General features: G+C 45.0%; 12 protein-coding genes. 4 read left to right on the top strand and 8 right to left on the bottom strand.

All coding sequences use genetic code 11. From position 1 onward, the window contains the following. Positions 1 to 16: 16 nt before the first annotated feature. The 8 genes from HMPREF2551_RS03380 to HMPREF2551_RS03345 all read right to left on the bottom strand — a co-directional run bounded on the left by HMPREF2551_RS03380 (position 17) and on the right by HMPREF2551_RS03345 (position 13,341). On the bottom strand, positions 17 to 2,131 hold the full coding sequence (locus HMPREF2551_RS03380; protein WP_070837148.1) for a capsular polysaccharide biosynthesis protein: 2,115 nt from the start codon (positions 2,129 to 2,131) through the stop codon (positions 17 to 19). 25 nt (positions 2,132 to 2,156) lie between these two features. Then, positions 2,157 to 2,696 (bottom strand): dTDP-4-dehydrorhamnose 3,5-epimerase, encoded by a 540-nt coding sequence (gene rfbC, locus HMPREF2551_RS03375; protein WP_070837329.1) that lies wholly within the window; start codon positions 2,694 to 2,696, stop codon positions 2,157 to 2,159. 53 nt (positions 2,697 to 2,749) lie between these two features. Beyond that, positions 2,750 to 3,616 (bottom strand): glucose-1-phosphate thymidylyltransferase RfbA, encoded by an 867-nt coding sequence (gene rfbA / locus HMPREF2551_RS03370; RefSeq protein ID WP_070837146.1) that lies wholly within the window; start codon positions 3,614 to 3,616, stop codon positions 2,750 to 2,752. A 73-nt stretch (positions 3,617 to 3,689) separates the two neighbouring features. Then, positions 3,690 to 4,757 carry a dTDP-glucose 4,6-dehydratase gene (gene rffG / locus HMPREF2551_RS03365; protein WP_070837144.1) on the bottom strand — a complete coding sequence of 356 codons (1,068 nt, stop codon included), beginning with the start codon at positions 4,755 to 4,757 and terminating at the stop codon, positions 3,690 to 3,692. A gap of 115 nt (positions 4,758 to 4,872) precedes the next feature. Beyond that, positions 4,873 to 5,889, bottom strand: coding sequence for a UDP-glucose 4-epimerase GalE (gene galE, locus HMPREF2551_RS03360; RefSeq protein ID WP_070837142.1), 1,017 nt, complete (start codon positions 5,887 to 5,889; stop codon positions 4,873 to 4,875). Between the two features lie 285 nt (positions 5,890 to 6,174). After that, entirely contained in the window at positions 6,175 to 8,493 is a 2,319-nt protein-coding gene (locus tag HMPREF2551_RS10220) for a capsular polysaccharide synthesis protein (RefSeq protein WP_143128511.1), read from the bottom strand. 27 nt (positions 8,494 to 8,520) lie between these two features. Further along, positions 8,521 to 12,219: a CDP-glycerol glycerophosphotransferase family protein gene (locus HMPREF2551_RS03350; protein ID WP_070837140.1), complete on the bottom strand. Its 3,699-nt coding sequence runs from the start codon at positions 12,217 to 12,219 to the stop codon at positions 8,521 to 8,523. 18 nt (positions 12,220 to 12,237) lie between these two features. Next, positions 12,238 to 13,341, bottom strand: a complete 1,104-nt coding sequence (locus HMPREF2551_RS03345) for a stealth family protein (RefSeq protein ID WP_070837138.1) — start codon at positions 13,339 to 13,341, stop codon at positions 12,238 to 12,240. Between the two features lie 118 nt (positions 13,342 to 13,459). Between HMPREF2551_RS03345 and HMPREF2551_RS03340 the strand changes: the two genes are divergently transcribed. From HMPREF2551_RS03340 to HMPREF2551_RS03325, 4 genes are read left to right on the top strand one after another with little or no spacing between them, the layout of a single operon-like run. Then, complete coding sequence (locus HMPREF2551_RS03340; RefSeq protein WP_070837136.1) at positions 13,460 to 14,638, top strand: polysaccharide biosynthesis/export family protein; 1,179 nt, start codon at positions 13,460 to 13,462, stop codon at positions 14,636 to 14,638. Between the two features lie 11 nt (positions 14,639 to 14,649). Further along, positions 14,650 to 15,819 (top strand): capsule biosynthesis protein, encoded by a 1,170-nt coding sequence (locus tag HMPREF2551_RS03335; protein ID WP_070837134.1) that lies wholly within the window; start codon positions 14,650 to 14,652, stop codon positions 15,817 to 15,819. Beyond that, entirely contained in the window at positions 15,819 to 16,616 is a 798-nt protein-coding gene (locus tag HMPREF2551_RS03330) for an ABC transporter permease (protein ID WP_070837132.1), read from the top strand. Before HMPREF2551_RS03335 ends, HMPREF2551_RS03330 begins: the two co-directional genes overlap by 1 nt. Beyond that, on the top strand, positions 16,613 to 17,263 hold the full coding sequence (locus HMPREF2551_RS03325) for an ABC transporter ATP-binding protein (RefSeq protein ID WP_003747991.1): 651 nt from the start codon (positions 16,613 to 16,615) through the stop codon (positions 17,261 to 17,263). Before HMPREF2551_RS03330 ends, HMPREF2551_RS03325 begins: the two co-directional genes overlap by 4 nt. The last annotated feature ends 10 nt before the right edge of the window (positions 17,264 to 17,273 follow it).

Genomic DNA, 17,273 nt, shown 5'->3' with positions numbered 1-17,273 from the left:
TTAATTTTGATGGCATTTATTTAAAAGATCGATATAGTTGTTTGATTTTACCTAATTTTTTGGCAAAGTACCCACGATGTAATCCGTTGTTGTTTTTTTGCATATTTTTTTGTCGTATCAAGATTTGGGCAGCGGTTTCCGCATTAATGGCCTGATGGGTTTCGGGGTGGATGTAGTCGGGATAGTGGATGAGCGTGCCGGCGATCAGTTGCCAAAGTTCAAGTCTGCGGCTGCGGCGCGGAATGGGGAGCAGATCTTGGGTAAGCCCCCAGCCTGCGTAAAAAGGCAGGCCGTAGCAGCTGACTTTTTTGCCGCGCAACAGGGCTTCAAAACCGGTCAGCGAAGTCATGGTGTGAACTTCGTCTGCGTGTTGGAGACAAGTCAGGATGTCGGCTTGTTCGGCAGTTTGGTCAGCATATCGTGCCGTATCTTCAGGGGAGATATGGCCGATGCGGTTACCGCTGACTACATCGGGATGCGGTTTGTAGATGATATAGGCGTCGGGGTTTCGTTCGCGTACGGTACGGAGCAAATCCAGATTGCGGTAGATTTTGGGCGAACCGTAGCGGATAGACGCATCATCTTCAACCTGACCGGGAACGAGGATTACGGTTTTGTCGGTTGATGGGGCGGTAAAGTCCGAGCTGCCAACGTTGTATTTGCTGATGTGGTTTTCGGTCAGCATTTTTTGCAGCTTCAAGGCCGTCTGAAAGTCTTGATCGTCGAAGTTTTGGTTTTGCAGGATGTGCTCAAGACGGGACGGGGTTTCGGCGTTGAAATAAATGCCCATATCGTCGGTAACGAGCGACAGCGGCGGGACTAAATTAGAACCGAGTCCGACCGAACGGATAAAGCCGTCTTCCATACGCAGCAGGGGGATGTGGTGTTGTTCGGCAAAACGGACGATGGCCTCTTTGCCGTTGCCCCAGGCAAGGATGCGTGCATCGTCGGACAGTTTGACCCCGGCCAGTTTTTGGGTGGAGGAGATAAATTTCAGACGACATGAGGGTACGTTAAAGAACGGTTTGGCAACCGCGCGTTTCCACAAAGACATGCCGACGCAATACAATTCGCCACGCAATTTGTCGTTTTTGCGTTTGACCGTCGCCAGATAGTCGATGACATCAAAGAGGCTGCCTGCTTCGCCGGTATTGGGGTTGAGGTAGCGGCTGTATTGCAGATAGGCCGCGGCGAAGAGTTGCAGCAAGTTGCGGGTGGCGCGGCGTTGGGTTTGGACAAGGCGGTTGATTTCAGGATGGCGGTCGTCGCTTACGCCCCATCCGGCATACCACGGCAGGCCGAAGGTGGTCAGCGGTTTGCCGCACAAAAGCGCCTCAAAACCCATTTGTGAGGTAACGCAATAAACTTTATCGACGTTTTGTAACAAAGAAATCGGATTGATGTCTTCTGCCAGAAGATGGACGCGGTGTTGCTGCGCCAGCCGGGTCAGATAGCCTTGTTTTTTGCCGCACAAAACATCGGGATGGGTTTTGACCCAGATATCGGCTTGCGAGTTTTCATTCAAGGCCGTCTGAAACATCAATTCAAACGTAGAGGCGTCTGCGCCGCCATATTGGATGGCCATATCGCCGAAGGTTTGGTCGATGATGAGGACGGTTTCGGGCTTGGATGGGGAATGCAAAGGATGATCGTCTGAAAGTTCGGGCGCGTGGTTGTATTTGGATAGATGATGTCGCAGGATGAAATCCATCGCCTGCCGCGCCTGAGTCAAGGTTTCAGACGGCATGGTATCGGCGGCGAGAATCAGTTGCTCCAAACGCGAAGGACGCGTGGTGTCGTAGTAGATGCCGATATCGTCATAGACGATGGAGTAGGGCGGATAACCGGCGACACCCAGTCCGACTGAACGTAAAAAGCCGTCTTCCAAGGCAATAAAGGGAAGCTGGTGTTCAGCGGCAAAAGCACGTGCTTTGTGTGTCGTTGGGCGCAAACCCCAGCCGAGGACAGCCTCCGCTCCTTTCCCATTTTTGCAGATATGAAATTCAGGCAATAGGGTGGAGAGATGGGGGATTTTGCGGATGCCGCGAGAGGGAATGTAGGCGTTTTTCACAATGCGTTTTCGTCGATTATTGTTATTAATGGATTGTAGGCCGTCTGAAAAGCGGAACATTCTTTCAGACGGCCTGAATTATTTTTTAAAACGTGACTGCTTCGGCCAATACTTTGCCTGCCAAGTCTTTAGGCGACAGGTTCGGCTCGCCTTGCAACGGCCAGTCGATGCCGACGGTTGGATCATTCCAAATCAGCGAATGTTCAGCTTTTGGGTTGTAATAATCCGTGCATTTATAGACGAACTCGGCTTCGTCGCTCAGTACATAGAAACCGTGAGCGAAACCTTCGGGTACCCACAGTTGGCGTTTGTTTTCTGCGGACAGAATCTCACCTACCCATTTGCCGAAAGTGGGGGAGTCTTTACGCATATCGACAGCCACATCGAATACTTCGCCGACAACCACGCGCACGAGTTTGCCTTGTGTGTTCTCAGTTTGATAGTGCAGGCCACGCAATACGCCTTTGCTGGATTTGGAATGGTTTTCCTGCACGAAGGTGCGTTCGCAGACTTGGGTCTTGAACCACTCGTTGCGGAAGGTTTCCATAAAAAAGCCACGTGCGTCGCCGAAGACTTGGGGCTCAAGCAGTTTTACGTCGGGAATGGCGGTATCAATGATGTTCATCGTTTTATCTTTCATCTAAAGGCCGTCTGAAAAGTTTCAGACGGCCTCAAACATTATTTTTTCAACAGGCGCAGCAAATATTGGCCGTATTGGTTTTTCGCCATCGGGCGAGCCAGCTCTTCCAGTTTTTCATCGGAAAGCCAACCGTTGCGCCAAGCGATTTCTTCCAGGCAGGCGATTTGCAGGTCTTGGATGTTTTGCACGGTTTGGACGAATGAAGCGGCTTCGTGCAGGCTCTCGTGGGTGCCGGTGTCCAGCCATGCGAAACCGCGTCCCAAAAGTTGCACCGACAATGAACCGTCTTCCAAATACATTTGGTTGAGGTCGGAAATTTCCAATTCGCCGCGGGCGGACGGTTTGATTTGTTTGGCGAACTCGACGACGCGTTGGTCGTAGAAGTACAAGCCGGTTACCGCCCAATCGGATTTGGGCTGTTGCGGTTTCTCTTCGATAGACAGAGCGTTGAAGTTTTCGTCAAATTCAACCACGCCGAAACGCTCGGGGTCTTTGACCTGATAACCGAATACGGTTGCGCCGTGGGTCTTGGCGGCAGCCTGTTTCAATGTTTGCGTAAACGATTGGCCGTAGAAAATATTGTCGCCCAAAACCAAGCAGACATTGTCGTTTCCGATAAATTCTTCGCCGATGATAAATGCCTGTGCCAAACCGTCCGGACTGGGTTGCACGGCATAGCTGATGGAAATGCTGAAATCGCCGCCGTCGCCAAGCAGGCGTTTGAAAGAGGCGTTGTCTTCGGGCGTGGTAATCACCAAAATATCGCGGATTCCTGCCAGCATCAATACGGACAGGGGATAGTAAATCATGGGCTTGTCGTACACGGGTAGCAGCTGTTTGGATACGCCGCGCGTGATGGGGTAGAGGCGTGTGCCGCTGCCGCCGGCGAGGATAATGCCTTTCATGGGTTTTCTCCTGAGTAGTGTGTGTTTGCGTGATTTTCAGACGGCCTAATATGGGAACAGGCCGTCTGAAAACTTATTTTCCAGTGCCTAAACGTTCCAGACGGTAGCTGCCGTTCAGTACATTTTGCCACCAGGTTTTGTTGTCCAAATACCATTGCACTGTTTTGCGGATGCCGGATTCGAACGTTTCCTGCGGTTTCCAGCCCAGCTCCCTGCCAATTTTGGCAGCGTCGATGGCGTAGCGCACGTCATGGCCGGGGCGGTCTTGTACGAAAGTAATCAAATCTTCATAACGCGCCACACCGGCCGGTTTTTCAGGAACAAGCTCTTCCAGCAGGGCGCAGATGGTTTTGACGACTTCGATATTGGCTTTTTCATTGTGGCCGCCGATATTGTAGGTTTCGCCGACAACACCCTCGGTAACAACCTGATACAGCGCGCGCGCGTGGTCTTCGACAAACAGCCAGTCGCGGATTTGCATTCCGTCGCCGTACACGGGCAGCGGTTTGCCGTCGAGCGCGTTCAGAATCATCAAAGGAATGAGTTTTTCCGGGAAATGGTAAGGGCCGTAGTTGTTGGAGCAGTTGGTTACGATGGTCGGCAAACCGTAAGTACGCAACCATGCGCGGACGAGGTGGTCGCTGGACGCTTTAGAAGCAGAGTAGGGGCTGGACGGCGCGTATGGCGTGGTTTCGGTGAACAAATCGTCTGTGCCGTGCAAATCGCCATAGACTTCATCAGTAGAAATATGGTGGAAGCGGAAGGCTTCGCGCTTTTCAGACGGCATTTGTTGCCAGTAGGCGCGGGCCGCTTCAAGCAGATTGAATGTGCCGACGATATTGGTTTGGATAAACTCGCCTGCCGAATCGATAGAGCGGTCGACATGGCTTTCCGCAGCCAAGTGCATCACGGCATCAGGCTGGTGTTGTGCGAATACGCGGTCGAGTTCGGCTCGGTCGCAAATATCCACTTGCTCAAAAGCGTAGCGAGAATTATCGGCTACCTCGGTCAAAGATTCCAAATTGCCGGCATAAGTCAGCTTATCGACATTGACGACAGAGTCTTGAGTGTTTTGGATAATATGACGGACAACGGCAGAACCGATAAAGCCCGCGCCGCCGGTAACAAGGATTTTTTTCATAAGTTTCAGAGGATAGTCAAAATAATATAAATGGATTATAGCAGACAGAAAGTGTGTTTTCAGATAAAGAGGCCGTCTGAAAACATCTCTTTCAGACGGCCTGTATCAGGTCAACTTAATCGTCGTAGCCATTTGGGTTGTTGCTGACCCAACGCCATGAGTCTTCCATCATCTGCGCCAAATCACGCTTGGTTTCCCAACCGGTCTGCGCTTTGGTGTAGGCAGGGTCGGCGTAGAAACAGGCTAAATCACCATCGCGACGTGGTTTGATTTGAAACGGAATGGTCAAACCGGATGCCGTCTCAAAGGCACGGATAATTTCCAAAACCGAATAAGCACGTCCCGAACCCAAATTAAACAGGTGTACGCCCGAAACATCACTTTTTGCCTGCATCGCCGCCACATGGCCTTCCGCCAAATCCATCACATGGATATAGTCGCGCATACCCGTACCATCGGGAGTAGGGTAGTCATCGCCGAAAACCGACAATTGCGGCAGCTTGCCTGAAGCCACTTGGCAGATATAAGGCAGCAGATTGTTTGGGATACCGTTTGGCTGCTCGCCGATCAAACCGCTTTCATGCGCACCGATAGGGTTGAAATAACGCAACAAAATTACACTCCAGCGCGGATCGGCCTTTTGGATATCCGTCAAAATGCGCTCCACCATAGACTTAGACGTGCCGTAAGGGCTGGTCGTATCCCCCGGTTGCATATCTTCCGTATAAGGTACTTTGCCCGGATCGCCGTAAACCGTAGCCGATGAGCTGAACACAATCTTAAATACGCCGGCAAGCGCCATTTCTTCAGCCAAAACCAAGCTGCCCGACACATTGTTGTCATAGTATTTCATTGGTTCGGCCACGCTTTCACCGACTGCCTTTAAGCCGGCAAAATGGATCACCGATTCGATTTCGTGTTCGGCAAAAATGCGCTGCAACACCGTGCGGTCGCGGATATCGCCTTGGTAAAACGGAATGTCTTTACCGGTAATTTGTTTCAGGCGTGGCAGAATATGGATGCTGGAATTGCACAAATTGTCGAGAATCACAACATCGTAGCCTGATGCAGTCAGGGAAACTGCGGTGTGCGAGCCGATAAAGCCCGTGCCGCCGGTAACGAGTATGCTCATAGCGTTTTCCTTATACAGAATTGTGGAACAGGCTGCCTGAAAGTGATCAAGACGGCCTATCTATATTTTAAAGTATAAATTATACGAATTGTTTCAGCTGGAAATTGTTGGGTTGCTTACACTCTTATGCAAAACAGCTTTTATCTTCTGTCTGAAAGGATTGTTTTAGGATTTCGGATTATCAAGAACTATGTTGTCATGCCATTCGTCATTTTTAACAATACCTAAAATCCTAAAATTGATCTTCAGGCAGAAAAGGAAAAGTGTAAACAACGCTAGGGTTTCTTATATATCCGGATAAGAAATTTCATCTTCTGCGTATGGATTATTGAGCAAAAGAGGGCGTTTCCAGAAAATATTTTCACGCACCACTTTTGCAGGCACACCAGCCAGTACACAGTTTTCAGGAAACTGTTTCTTGGCTAGAGAAAATGCCCCCAACACACAACCGCTACCAATATGTGCACCACCTAACACGGTTGCACCATAGGCTAGCCACACATGGTCACCGATAAAAATATCTTTGGAACGGTTGAGTCGTTTGCCGGTGTCTAAATCATAGATACCATGCGAATCATCGGTACGGATTTGGTTGTTGGTAGCCAGCATACAATCATTGCCGATATGGATATTGGTTTTTTCGGCACAAGTTACATAAACGAGATTGGTGCTAGTTACGCCATTACCAATTTTAATGTTGCAATCATGGCCAACACGAAATGTGCCGAAAATACCGGCTTTTTCTCCAATGCTGAAGGTTCCGTTATTGCCTTTAAATTCAATAAAAGTATTTTTTAAGGCTGAGTTGTTGTGTAGCACAACACGATTATTTTTACCGAAAAATTGGACTTGTACATTATGCAGGCCTGATGGTGCTTCGATAATGTTGTTGAATTCATCTTGATAATAACCGGTTACACTGATTTTTTCAGATTTAAACTTTTTAGGTACATAAAACACATCTACCGTGCCTAAATGAGCATTTTTCAAATCTTGTTTAATAATTAGCCGATTGCCTTGCTCAGAAAAATAAAAGTCCACTATTTCATGTTCAAAGTAAACCGGTTTTTGAGATTTAAGTACGAAAGTCGTATCGAAGCCGTTGATTTTGATTTTTAAGAATAGTTCGTAGCTTCCGGGAGGTATGTCCGAGATGTCTATGCCTTTGTAGCCCGGTGTGGCAAACCAACATTTGTCGTAGGAAATGCTCGGGTGAAAGGAGTAGGTTGCAGTTAAATCTGGGCGATGGACTTTTGCCAGGCTTTTCACAAATTCGCTAGATTGGCTTTTAATGATCAATTTGTAATCAATATCGCTGTATTCTTTGGCACTTTGGCCTGTAAGAATGCCGATGCCTTCTAAAATTAGTAAATTGTTTACAAGTTTGAACATTCTTAAATCAATCAGAGCATCTGTTCTAATATTGATTTTTTTATCATGTGTAATATCGTTTTTTATGCAATTATAAGAGTTTAAGATCTCTCTCCAAATATTCTCCCCATTGGCGTTTGAAAGAAGGCTACCTTTATTGCCATTGAAGGAAATCTTTCTAAAGTGGGATAAGTTCTTACATATTTCCGATGAAGTGTTACGGAAAATAATGTCTATATCAAAATTTGCTTGATTTTCACTGATATCGAATGCGAAGTCTACATTGTTTACGGAAAAGTCTAAAACCAATAAATTTTTAAAGTATTTTTTCTTATATGAAATCCCGTTGGCGTCTAATTTCGAAGTGATTTGTGCTTCTAAAATAGGCAAGGTGATATAGGATTTCCCTGTGTTATTATTTAAAACATATGATAGAAGTTTAACAATAGGCTCTGATTTCAAGAATAGTGTCTCTTTGTCATAAAGATTTTTGTAGGTAGTTGGCGACCAAGAGTTATGTAGAGAGATAACACCACAGGCAACTTTATCTAGAATATTTGGTTGGAAACCAAACTTTTCATCAAAGTAAAATTTCTTATAATCTGAAATCGGATCTTGCGAATTAGGGAATGCAACAGATTCTAAAATATTTCCACTTTGTGTGCGGTCGATGATATAAAAACTATCGCTGTATTCTGGTTTTTTAAATAGGGGATTAATAATACTATTGCCAAAATAGCTCCATGGATATTGTTTGGGTTTGTTGATTAAACGATCTTGAGCAGTTTTGCGCCATTCTGACAAAATAGGATTGCCAGGTTTGGCACAATATAAAACCGCAAGATGGATTGCGTTGGAGTCGGGTCGGCCAAAAGCAATTAATTTAGTATCAGATATTTTATTGAATACATCAAAAATATTGTCGGTCACAATGCAATCCAAATCTAAAAATAATCCACCAAACTTTTCCAGGACGGCTGCTGAAATGATGTCTGACTGCATAGCGAAAGAGATGGATTTCAGTTGTTCCATATCATAGGTATCGCCGATATATTGGTACAGATTACTGTGATTCAGAATGTGGATTTTGCAGTTGGGAATATTTTTAATCCATGATTCTTTGCATAACTCTAAATAAGCAGGAATGGGGTTGGGAGATTCCCAGAATGCAAAAATATTATTTTGAGAAAGGTCGACTGCTGAAAAAAAATGTTGCATGTTTTGTTGCTCCACGTGGATGCCATTAAAATCTATGTTTGTTTATTGGTTACGTTTTAAAATATTGAGCTGCTCGGTCAAGCATATTGTTAGCAATTCTTTATTATTGTTGATATAGGCCACTTCTGCAGCCAGTTTCCAATACTCAAAAGTATTGAGTTGCTTAATACCTTTAAATACCTGATTGGCTGCTTCGGTATTTTTCAGACGGCATAAAGCGGTTGTATAAAGATACACCGCTTCCGGTGAGGTTTGTGCAAAATCAGCCAATATTTTGGTGACAGACTCCCAATCTTGGTTTTGGGCAAGTTTTTCAGCTTCATACAAGGCCAAAGACGGATTCTCAGGATATTTTTGGCGCAGTTGAGCCAATAGATATCCTTCGCCGTCGGCGTTGCCGGTAGCGTACATTTTTTTCAGATAATCGACTGTTAAATCTTCAGGAATTAAGAGTAGGTTTTCTTCAAAGGCACGGTTAAGCTGGGTAAATAGTTTTTCAGAATCACCGCGTAATTTTGCCAGTCTTGCAATGGCAATGCGACAACTTGGGTCGTTTTTTGTGTGCTTTTCAAAAGCAACCAAATACTGATGCGCGCCTTGTAAGTTACTAAGTTTCATGCAGAGGTAAGAAGCCAACAGCTCGGGTTTTAGATAGCCTTTTTCGTGATCGTCCAAGCTATCAATATACATTCTCAGTAAAGCCAATGCTACAAAATAATTCTGCTCCGATAGCTTTTGTGCTACGGCTAACAAAGGTTGATATGAGTCGGGTAAGTCTGTACCTATCCGGGCAAACAGTTTTTCAGACGGCCTTTTTGCTTGGTGAAACGAGGCTGCAAGTAATGCGACAAGTAAATCATTTTGCGTTCCTATATGCTCATTTTCAGCAAAAAATTCCGCCCCTTTAACGGCATTACCGATATATAAGTCCATTTTCGCATACCAGTAACCTGCGGTATCGGGATAATCAGGTAACAGGTTTTGCAAAGTATCAAACTGTTTGCTCTCAAATAAAGCGTTCAGATAACGATGGCGATAATCAGCTGTTTCTTCCGCATTCAGACGGCCTGTATCAAGCAGGGTTTGGATACGGCTTGCAGCCAAGTCCCATACTTGATGATTCTCTGCTTGCTTAATCATATTGATTAAAATCGGCATATTGTCAGCGGTTTCGGCATGGTCAAGAGCAGTAATAGCTTGATACACACGTTCGCAGTTGCCACCTTCTTGGAAGGGGAAAGTATCGCGGATGCGAGCAAGATATTCGGGTTTGGCATGTCCTGATTTTAAAATGTTTTCTAATTCACCCAGCGTTTCATGCTGATTGATGGTAATAGGGCCAAATCCGTCAGTTTCGTAAGAGAAATAGCCTTTTTGATAGGTATGCGTACCTGAAAAGAAGGCTTCTTTATCAAATTGATAGTAAATAATTGCCTTATTCAGATAGGCCATGTCAAATGCTACTGATGAGTAGTCGGTAATCAATACGGCGCAACGTCCGAAAAGATACTGAATACTTTCAGTTTCACGCAGTCCACTCCAGATTTTTATATAGGTAGGGACATTCATTACTTCCAAATAGGGCTCGATATTTGGGTGTGGTGCAAAAATTACTTCGTAGCCGTAGGTTTCTGCCATTTCCTTCAGGCGCTGGTCGTGAAGCAGAGCCTGCCAGTAACGGGCATAGTCAGTTTCCATAAAAGCACTGTTGAGCGTACGAGTATTGCTACCTGTACCGATATTTTGACCGACAATGTTATTGCGCCAAGTTGGCATAATCAGGATCTTGCGACTGTCGGGCTTATTTTTTGATAGTAAGGAGTCGTAGCGTGGAAATCCAGTTAGTGCTACTTCTTTTTCGGTCAGCTTGTAGGTATTGAAGTCAGCCTTAATCGAGCGACTTTCTGGCTCAGTAGTGGTAATGAAACAGTGTAGGTTTTGTTTGCTATTTGTCCATGCAGAAAGATTGTCTTTGGTTACTCCGTGCTGAAGAAAGACAAATTTTTTGCTGTGTTCGTATAAATCCCCAAAATAATTGTTGATGTGTTTTTCCAAATGACTGGAAATGATTTTTTCAGCTTTACGCAAATGTCGTTCATATTCACTACCGCCGAATTCTACAAGTTTGAAGCCTTCTTGTTCGAGACGGTTCCAGTCTGGGGCAGTTTTGTTAAGTACGAAATAGCAAGTTTGTTCAGGGTGGTTCTGCATCATATAACGATAAAAATGCTCAGCGTTGTCGTCAGCTTTAGTTTCCCTATCCATTAAGAGCCAGCTGCCGTCTGAAAGGTATTTTTCGGACGGCGTAAATAAACCGATAAGTTCATTTAATGCGATACCGTGCATAAAGGTTTTACCTTTAATTGAAATTCGCATTGCTTTTTTGTTAAGTAGAATATTAATTTTGGCATTGTCTGCAACATCACCATAGGGAACCCACAAACGTTTTTCGTAAACAAATAATTGTTCATTTAGCTTATTGACCACGCTTTTTGCATAGACAGGAATAAGATCATGCCCATCGGCCTGCACAGAATATGGCTGGTCGAAATAGGTAAAATAGCTGATAAGGAACTGTTTGCGTTCACGATCAATGTTTTCAATATAGGCGATTTGGAATGGTGGCTCGCTCTGTTTGAACATTCCAAGCATACCAACTTTATGGAATAGCCATACTCCCGCTAAGCCAAATTCCATAATATTTTTTTGATCAATATAATTAAAAACCTGCTGCATTAGATCATAAAAGTGTGATTTTTGTTTAGTATCCAACAAATCTAGACGTTCAGGTCTATTAAGCAATTGTTGAATATACCAAGCCATATCATATAATGCAGTTTTTTGTATTGAGGAGGGTACATACCCTAAGCGGTTTTTATAGTTTTTAAGCATAGGCAAGAAGCCATACTCAAAAACATTAGAAAACTTTTCTACTTTTTGCCAAGAAGTATCTAAAGTGGATGTGCCACTTTCACGTTTGCGATAGAAATAGACGGCATCTCTGTCAAACACAGCTTTTGCGTCCTGCAAATCTAATAAATAGTCTGCAATAAATTTGCCATCTTCAAAGTTTGGCTTAACATTGTGGTTAAACACCAAATTCTGTTTTTTAATATGGCTGACTCTGAAAAAGGTTGAGGCAGCAGACATATTGATAAACTTATCGAGCTTAGCAACATCAATAACGTGGGTTTTGTTAAAACGGAATCTTAGAGGATGACTGTCTTTAATGATATTTTGATTTTCAAAGAAAAACTTCATGTTAGTAGCTACAGTTACCGCCGACGGATGTTGGCTAATTTGAGTATCTACTGATTTGAAGTAGTCAGGGTGAAGATAATCGTCAGGGTCAGTAAATACTACCCATTCAGTTTGTGTATGTTGCAAACCCAAATTACGTGCCGAGGCCTGGCCGCCATTTTCTTTGTAAAAATAATGGATATTTTTTGGAAACTTGGTTTGCCATCGTTTGATGATTTCTGCCGAATGGTCAGTTGATCCATCATCTACTAGAATGATTTGAATGTGTTTTTTGAAGTTCAAGCTTTGTTTGACGATACTGTCAAAGTATTCATCAAGGTATTTTTCGACGTTATAAACGGCTGAAACGATTGTAAATTGATTATTACCTTCGTATTTTAAGGGAAGGTATTTTTTGAGTTTCATTATGCGTTTGGCGTACATATCGCGGAAAAAGAGTTTAGGGTCTCGTAAGAGCTTCCGGAATTTTTTATTGTTCATTTTTTTGACCTTTTATTTTTATTTGGTTTTGAAGTAATTTTCCAGCATTTGAATCAGTTTGTCTTGGTAATTTTCAATCTGTTGCTGGCTGTGAAAATCGTTGGCACAAAAAGAGTGTGGCTGCCGCCCAATTTTTTTATTTTCTAAGAGCTTGATATATTGGGCAGGCGCTTTGTTGGAGCGGATATTAAAATAATAACATATTTCATTACCTACTGTAGATTTCCTGTTTAAAAACATCAGCCAAGGTACGAGGAAGGTGGCAAGGTTGAGATCGTGGTTAGAACGGAAACGGTTGGATAAAAAGGCTTCAATCTCAGTACGGTAGTGCTGCCAAGCAAATTGAAAGCTGCTTTTATGCAGTGGGATATAGGTGTGTACCAACGGACGGTCGATGTGGCAGTCGTAGTGCTGTTGTAATAGTGCGATACAGTTTTTTGAGGCGGAAAGAGTGGGTGTATCGGTTCCTCTTTCGGACATTTGTTTTAGGCTTTTGTCTGCAATAAAAAGTGAAGCAATGCCGTTGGCGTGAAAAAAATGTTCCTTCGGTAATGGTCGGGCAACAAATACATCATCGTTAAAATAGATGAAGTGTTCATTTAGATTGGGAATGTTGTGCAGGTGTGCTTCGATTACATGCGAATTGAAGGTGGGCAGGTATTGCGGGTCAATGATTTGACTGTGATCTATTATGCTGACGTTGGGATAGTCGGCAGGATTGAGCCAGTCGGGGCGTTGGTTGTCGGTAATGATGTAGATATGGTTGACCCACGGCAGGAAGGTACGCACGCTGTGAAGTGAATAGTAAAGTTCGTTGTGGTTGCTGAAACGGGCTTCGTCATTATTGTGGAGTGCGTTTTGTTCGGCAGTAGGGCTATGTTGGCGGCGGCGTTGCTGCCATTTGGGATCTTGGTTATTTACCCATGTGAAAACGACATCAACTTTAATAGGGGGAAGATTGATACTATTTTCAAGTTCGGCTAAATACAGGCTGTTGTCGATAATGACCGGTTCGTCAGACTCTGTTGTACGCTGTTCGGCATTGCGGACAGGGTATCTTTTATTGAGATAGTCGCGGAAGAATACACCTGGTTGTCGAATCAGTTTTTTAAGTTTCCTCATGACGGTATTCGCTGTAATGTGATGTTTTTGATGTTTATGTCAGATTTTCAGACGGCCTAATATTTCATCAGGTGTTATAATGACTGCGCTTAATTAAAAGTATAGTGAGATTTAATCAATGTTGAAAGCAGAATGTCTTACCCGCAGGGGCATGTTATTGTTGTGTGTCAGCCTGTTGGCCGCATGCTCTTCTCTTCCTAATTCCGGCCCAAGTACACGAAATGTTGTTGCTTTGGGGCAACAGCCGGCTACAGCCGAAGTGCCGGAGGTGGAATTGATTGATGTGAATGGCGCGGTGGCTCAGTCACTATATCAAGCGCAAGTTAATCAGTCATTTGCTCAGTTGGGCGATGGTACATCATCAATAGGGGCTATCAATATAGGCGATGTGCTGGACATTACGATTTGGGAAGCTCCTCCGGCTGTGTTGTTCGGCGGGGCTTTGTCGTCTACTGGTTCGGGTAATGCGCAGCAAACTAAGCTGCCGGAACAGATGGTCAGCTCTTCAGGTACGATTTCTGTGCCGTTTATCGGCGATGTGTCTGTCCTCGGTAAAACACCGGTTCAGGTGCAAAACATTATTAAAGGCCGTCTGAAAAAAATGGCGAACCAGCCGCAGGTAATGGTGCGCATGGTGCAAAATAATGCGGCGAATGTATCGGTTATCCGCGCGGGTAACAGTGTGCGTATGCCTTTGACGGCTGCGGGCGAGCGTGTGTTGGATGCGGTGGCTGCGGTGGGCGGTTCGACTGCGAATGTTCAGGATACGAACGTACAGCTGACACGCGGTAATGTTGTGAGAACGATTGCTTTGGAAGATTTGGTGGCACATCCGCGTCAAAACATTCTGTTGCGCCGCGGTGATGTGGTCACAATGATTACTAATCCGAGCACATTTACATCTATGGGTGCGGTCGGTCATACGCAGCAGATTGGTTTCTCTGTGAAGGGCTTGTCTTTGGCTGAGGCTGTGGGACGTATGGGCGGTTTGCAGGATTATCGTGCAGATGCGCGCGGTGTATTTGTATTCCGTTATGCGCCTTTATCCGAGCTGCCTCCTGAGAAACAATCCAAATGGGTTGAAAAGGGTTATGGCGATCGTGCAGAGATTCCTGTGGTCTACCGTTTGAACTTGGCGGATGCGAATTCTATGTTTTGGATGCAGCGTTTCCCTGTGAAGGATAAGGACGTGGTGTACGTATCGAATGCGCCGATGGCTGAAGTACGCAAGTTCTTGTCATTTGTGTTCTCGCCTGTGGTTAGCGGTGCGAACAGTATTAATAATTTAGTGAACTAATGGGGAAAATAATGTCTGAGCAAGTTTCTGCAAATGTGGATGTGAAACCGGAACAACCGGCTCCCGAAAAGAAAAAGGCCAAAAAGTCTTGGTTGCGTAAGATTAATCCGTTGCTTTGGGTGACGGTTATCGTGCCGACTTTGTGTTCCGGTGTGTATTTCGGACTATTTGCTTCTGATCAGTTCACATCCCAGTCCAGCTTTGTGGTGCGTTCTCCTAAGAGCCAATCGTCTTTGAACGGCCTGGGCGCTATTTTGCAGGGGTCTGGTTTTTCTCGTTCTCAAGACGATATTTATACCGTGCAGGAATATATGCAGTCGCGTTCGGCTTTGGATGCGTTGCGTAAGAAAATGCCCGTTCGTGATTTTTATGAAAAAGAAGGCGACATTTTCAGCCGTTTTAATGGTTTTGGCCTGCGTGGCGAGGATGAGGCCTTTTATCAATACTACCGCGATAAGGTATCCATCCATTTTGACTCTGTCTCAGGCATTTCCAATTTGAGCGTTACATCGTTCAATGCCGGTGAATCTCAAAAGATCAATGATGCTTTGCTCAAACAGGGTGAGGTATTGATTAACCAGCTGAACGAGCGTGCGCGTCAAGATACGATTCGTTATGCTCAGGAAGTGGTCAATTCTGCTGAAGAGAAAGTTAAAGAAGCTTCTGCCCAATTGACAAAATTCCGTGTGTCCAACGGTATTTTCGACTTGAAGGCGCAATCCGATGTGCAAATGGGTTTGGTGTCTAAATTGCAGGACGAGTTGATTGTCATTCAAACCCAGCTTGACCAGGTAAAAGCCGTTACGCCTGAAAATCCGCAAATTCCGGGTCTGATTGCGCGTGAGAAGAGCTTACGTAAAGAAATCTCGCAACAAATGAAAGCGATTTCCGGTGGTGGCGAGGGTTCGTTGTCCAATCAGGCGGCGGAATATCAACGCGTGTATTTGGAAAACGAATTGGCCGAGAAACAATTGGCTGCGGCGATGACTTCTTTGGAAAGTGCGAAAGCGGAAGCGGATCGTCAGCAGCTGTATTTGGAAGTGATTTCCCAACCGAACAAACCTGACTTGGCGCATGAGCCAAACCGTCTTTACAACATCGTGGCAACGTTTGTCATCGGTTTGATTGTCTATGGCATTGCCGTGTTGCTGTCTGCAAGTATCCGTGAGCATAAAAACTGATGAAAGAGTTACATAAAACATCGTTTTGGGAGTCGCTGCTTATCCAAAAAAGGGTAATCGGCGCACTCTTAATGCGTGAAATTATTACTCGCTACGGTCGTAATAACATTGGTTTTTTGTGGTTGTTTGTCGAACCTTTGCTGCTGACTTTGGTTATGGTGTTGATGTGGAAATTTTTCCGCATGCACAACGTGTCAGCTTTGAATATCGTGGCATTCACACTGACAGGCTATCCGATGATGATGATGTGGCGTAATGCTTCTAATCGTGCTATCGGTTCGATTGCGGCCAACACAAGCCTGCTGTATCACCGAAATGTACGCGTTTTAGATACCATTTTTGCGCGTATGTTGTTAGAGATTGCCGGTGCTACGATTGCGCAGGTCGTGATTATGTTCGCATTGGTCGTCATCGGCTGGATTGATGTACCGGCAGATATTTTCTATATGTTGTTGGCTTGGCTGCTGATGGCAATGTTTGCCGTTGGATTGGGATTGGTCATCTGTTCGGTGGCGTTTCACTTTGAGCCGTTTGGCAAGGTTTGGAGTACCATCAGTTTTGTGATGATGCCTTTGTCCGGCGTGTTTTTCTTCGTGCATAACCTGCCTCAGCAGTTGCAACACTATGTACTGATGCTTCCGATGGTGCATGGTACAGAAATGTTCCGTGCCGGATATTTTGGTAACAGCGTTACGACTTACGAAAATCCTTGGTATATTTTGTTGTGTAATTTAGTTTTGCTGCTGCTTGGTTTGGCGATGGTGGCGAGATTCAGCAAAGGGGTTGAGCCGCAATGATTTCAGTTGAACACGTTTCCAAACGCTATCTGACCCGCCAAGGTTGGCGGACAGTCTTGCACGATATCAACTTCAAAATGGAAAAGGGCGAGAAAATCGGTATTCTCGGCCGCAACGGTGCAGGTAAATCGACGCTTATTCGTTTGATCAGTGGCGTTGAGCCGCCGACCACGGGCGAAATCAAGCGGACGATGAGTATTTCTTGGCCTTTGGCATTTTCCGGTGCGTTTCAAGGCAGTCTGACCGGTATGGACAATTTGCGTTTCATCTGCCGGATTTACAACGTCGACATCGATTATGTGAAAAACTTTACCGAAGAGTTTTCCGAGCTGGGTCAATATCTTTACGAGCCGGTTAAGCGTTATTCTTCGGGTATGAAGGCGCGTTTGGCATTTGCTTTGTCGTTGGCGGTAGAATTTGACTGCTATCTGATTGACGAAGTGATTGCGGTTGGCGACTCACGCTTTGCCGATAAATGTAAGTACGAGTTGTTTGAAAAGCGCAAAGACCGTTCCATCATTTTGGTGTCGCACAGCCACAGCGCCATGAAGCAATATTGCGATAATGCGATGGTGCTGGAAAAAGGGCATATGTACCAGTTTGAAGACATGGACAAAGCCTACGAATATTATAATTCGCTGCCTTAAAGCGATTGTT

It is taken from the genome of Neisseria sp. HMSC066H01, assembly GCF_001837375.1.
Lineage (GTDB): Bacteria > Pseudomonadota > Gammaproteobacteria > Burkholderiales > Neisseriaceae > Neisseria.
The sequence above is the reverse complement of the archived record's forward strand: the minus strand, read 5'-3'. Positions and strand labels throughout refer to the sequence as shown.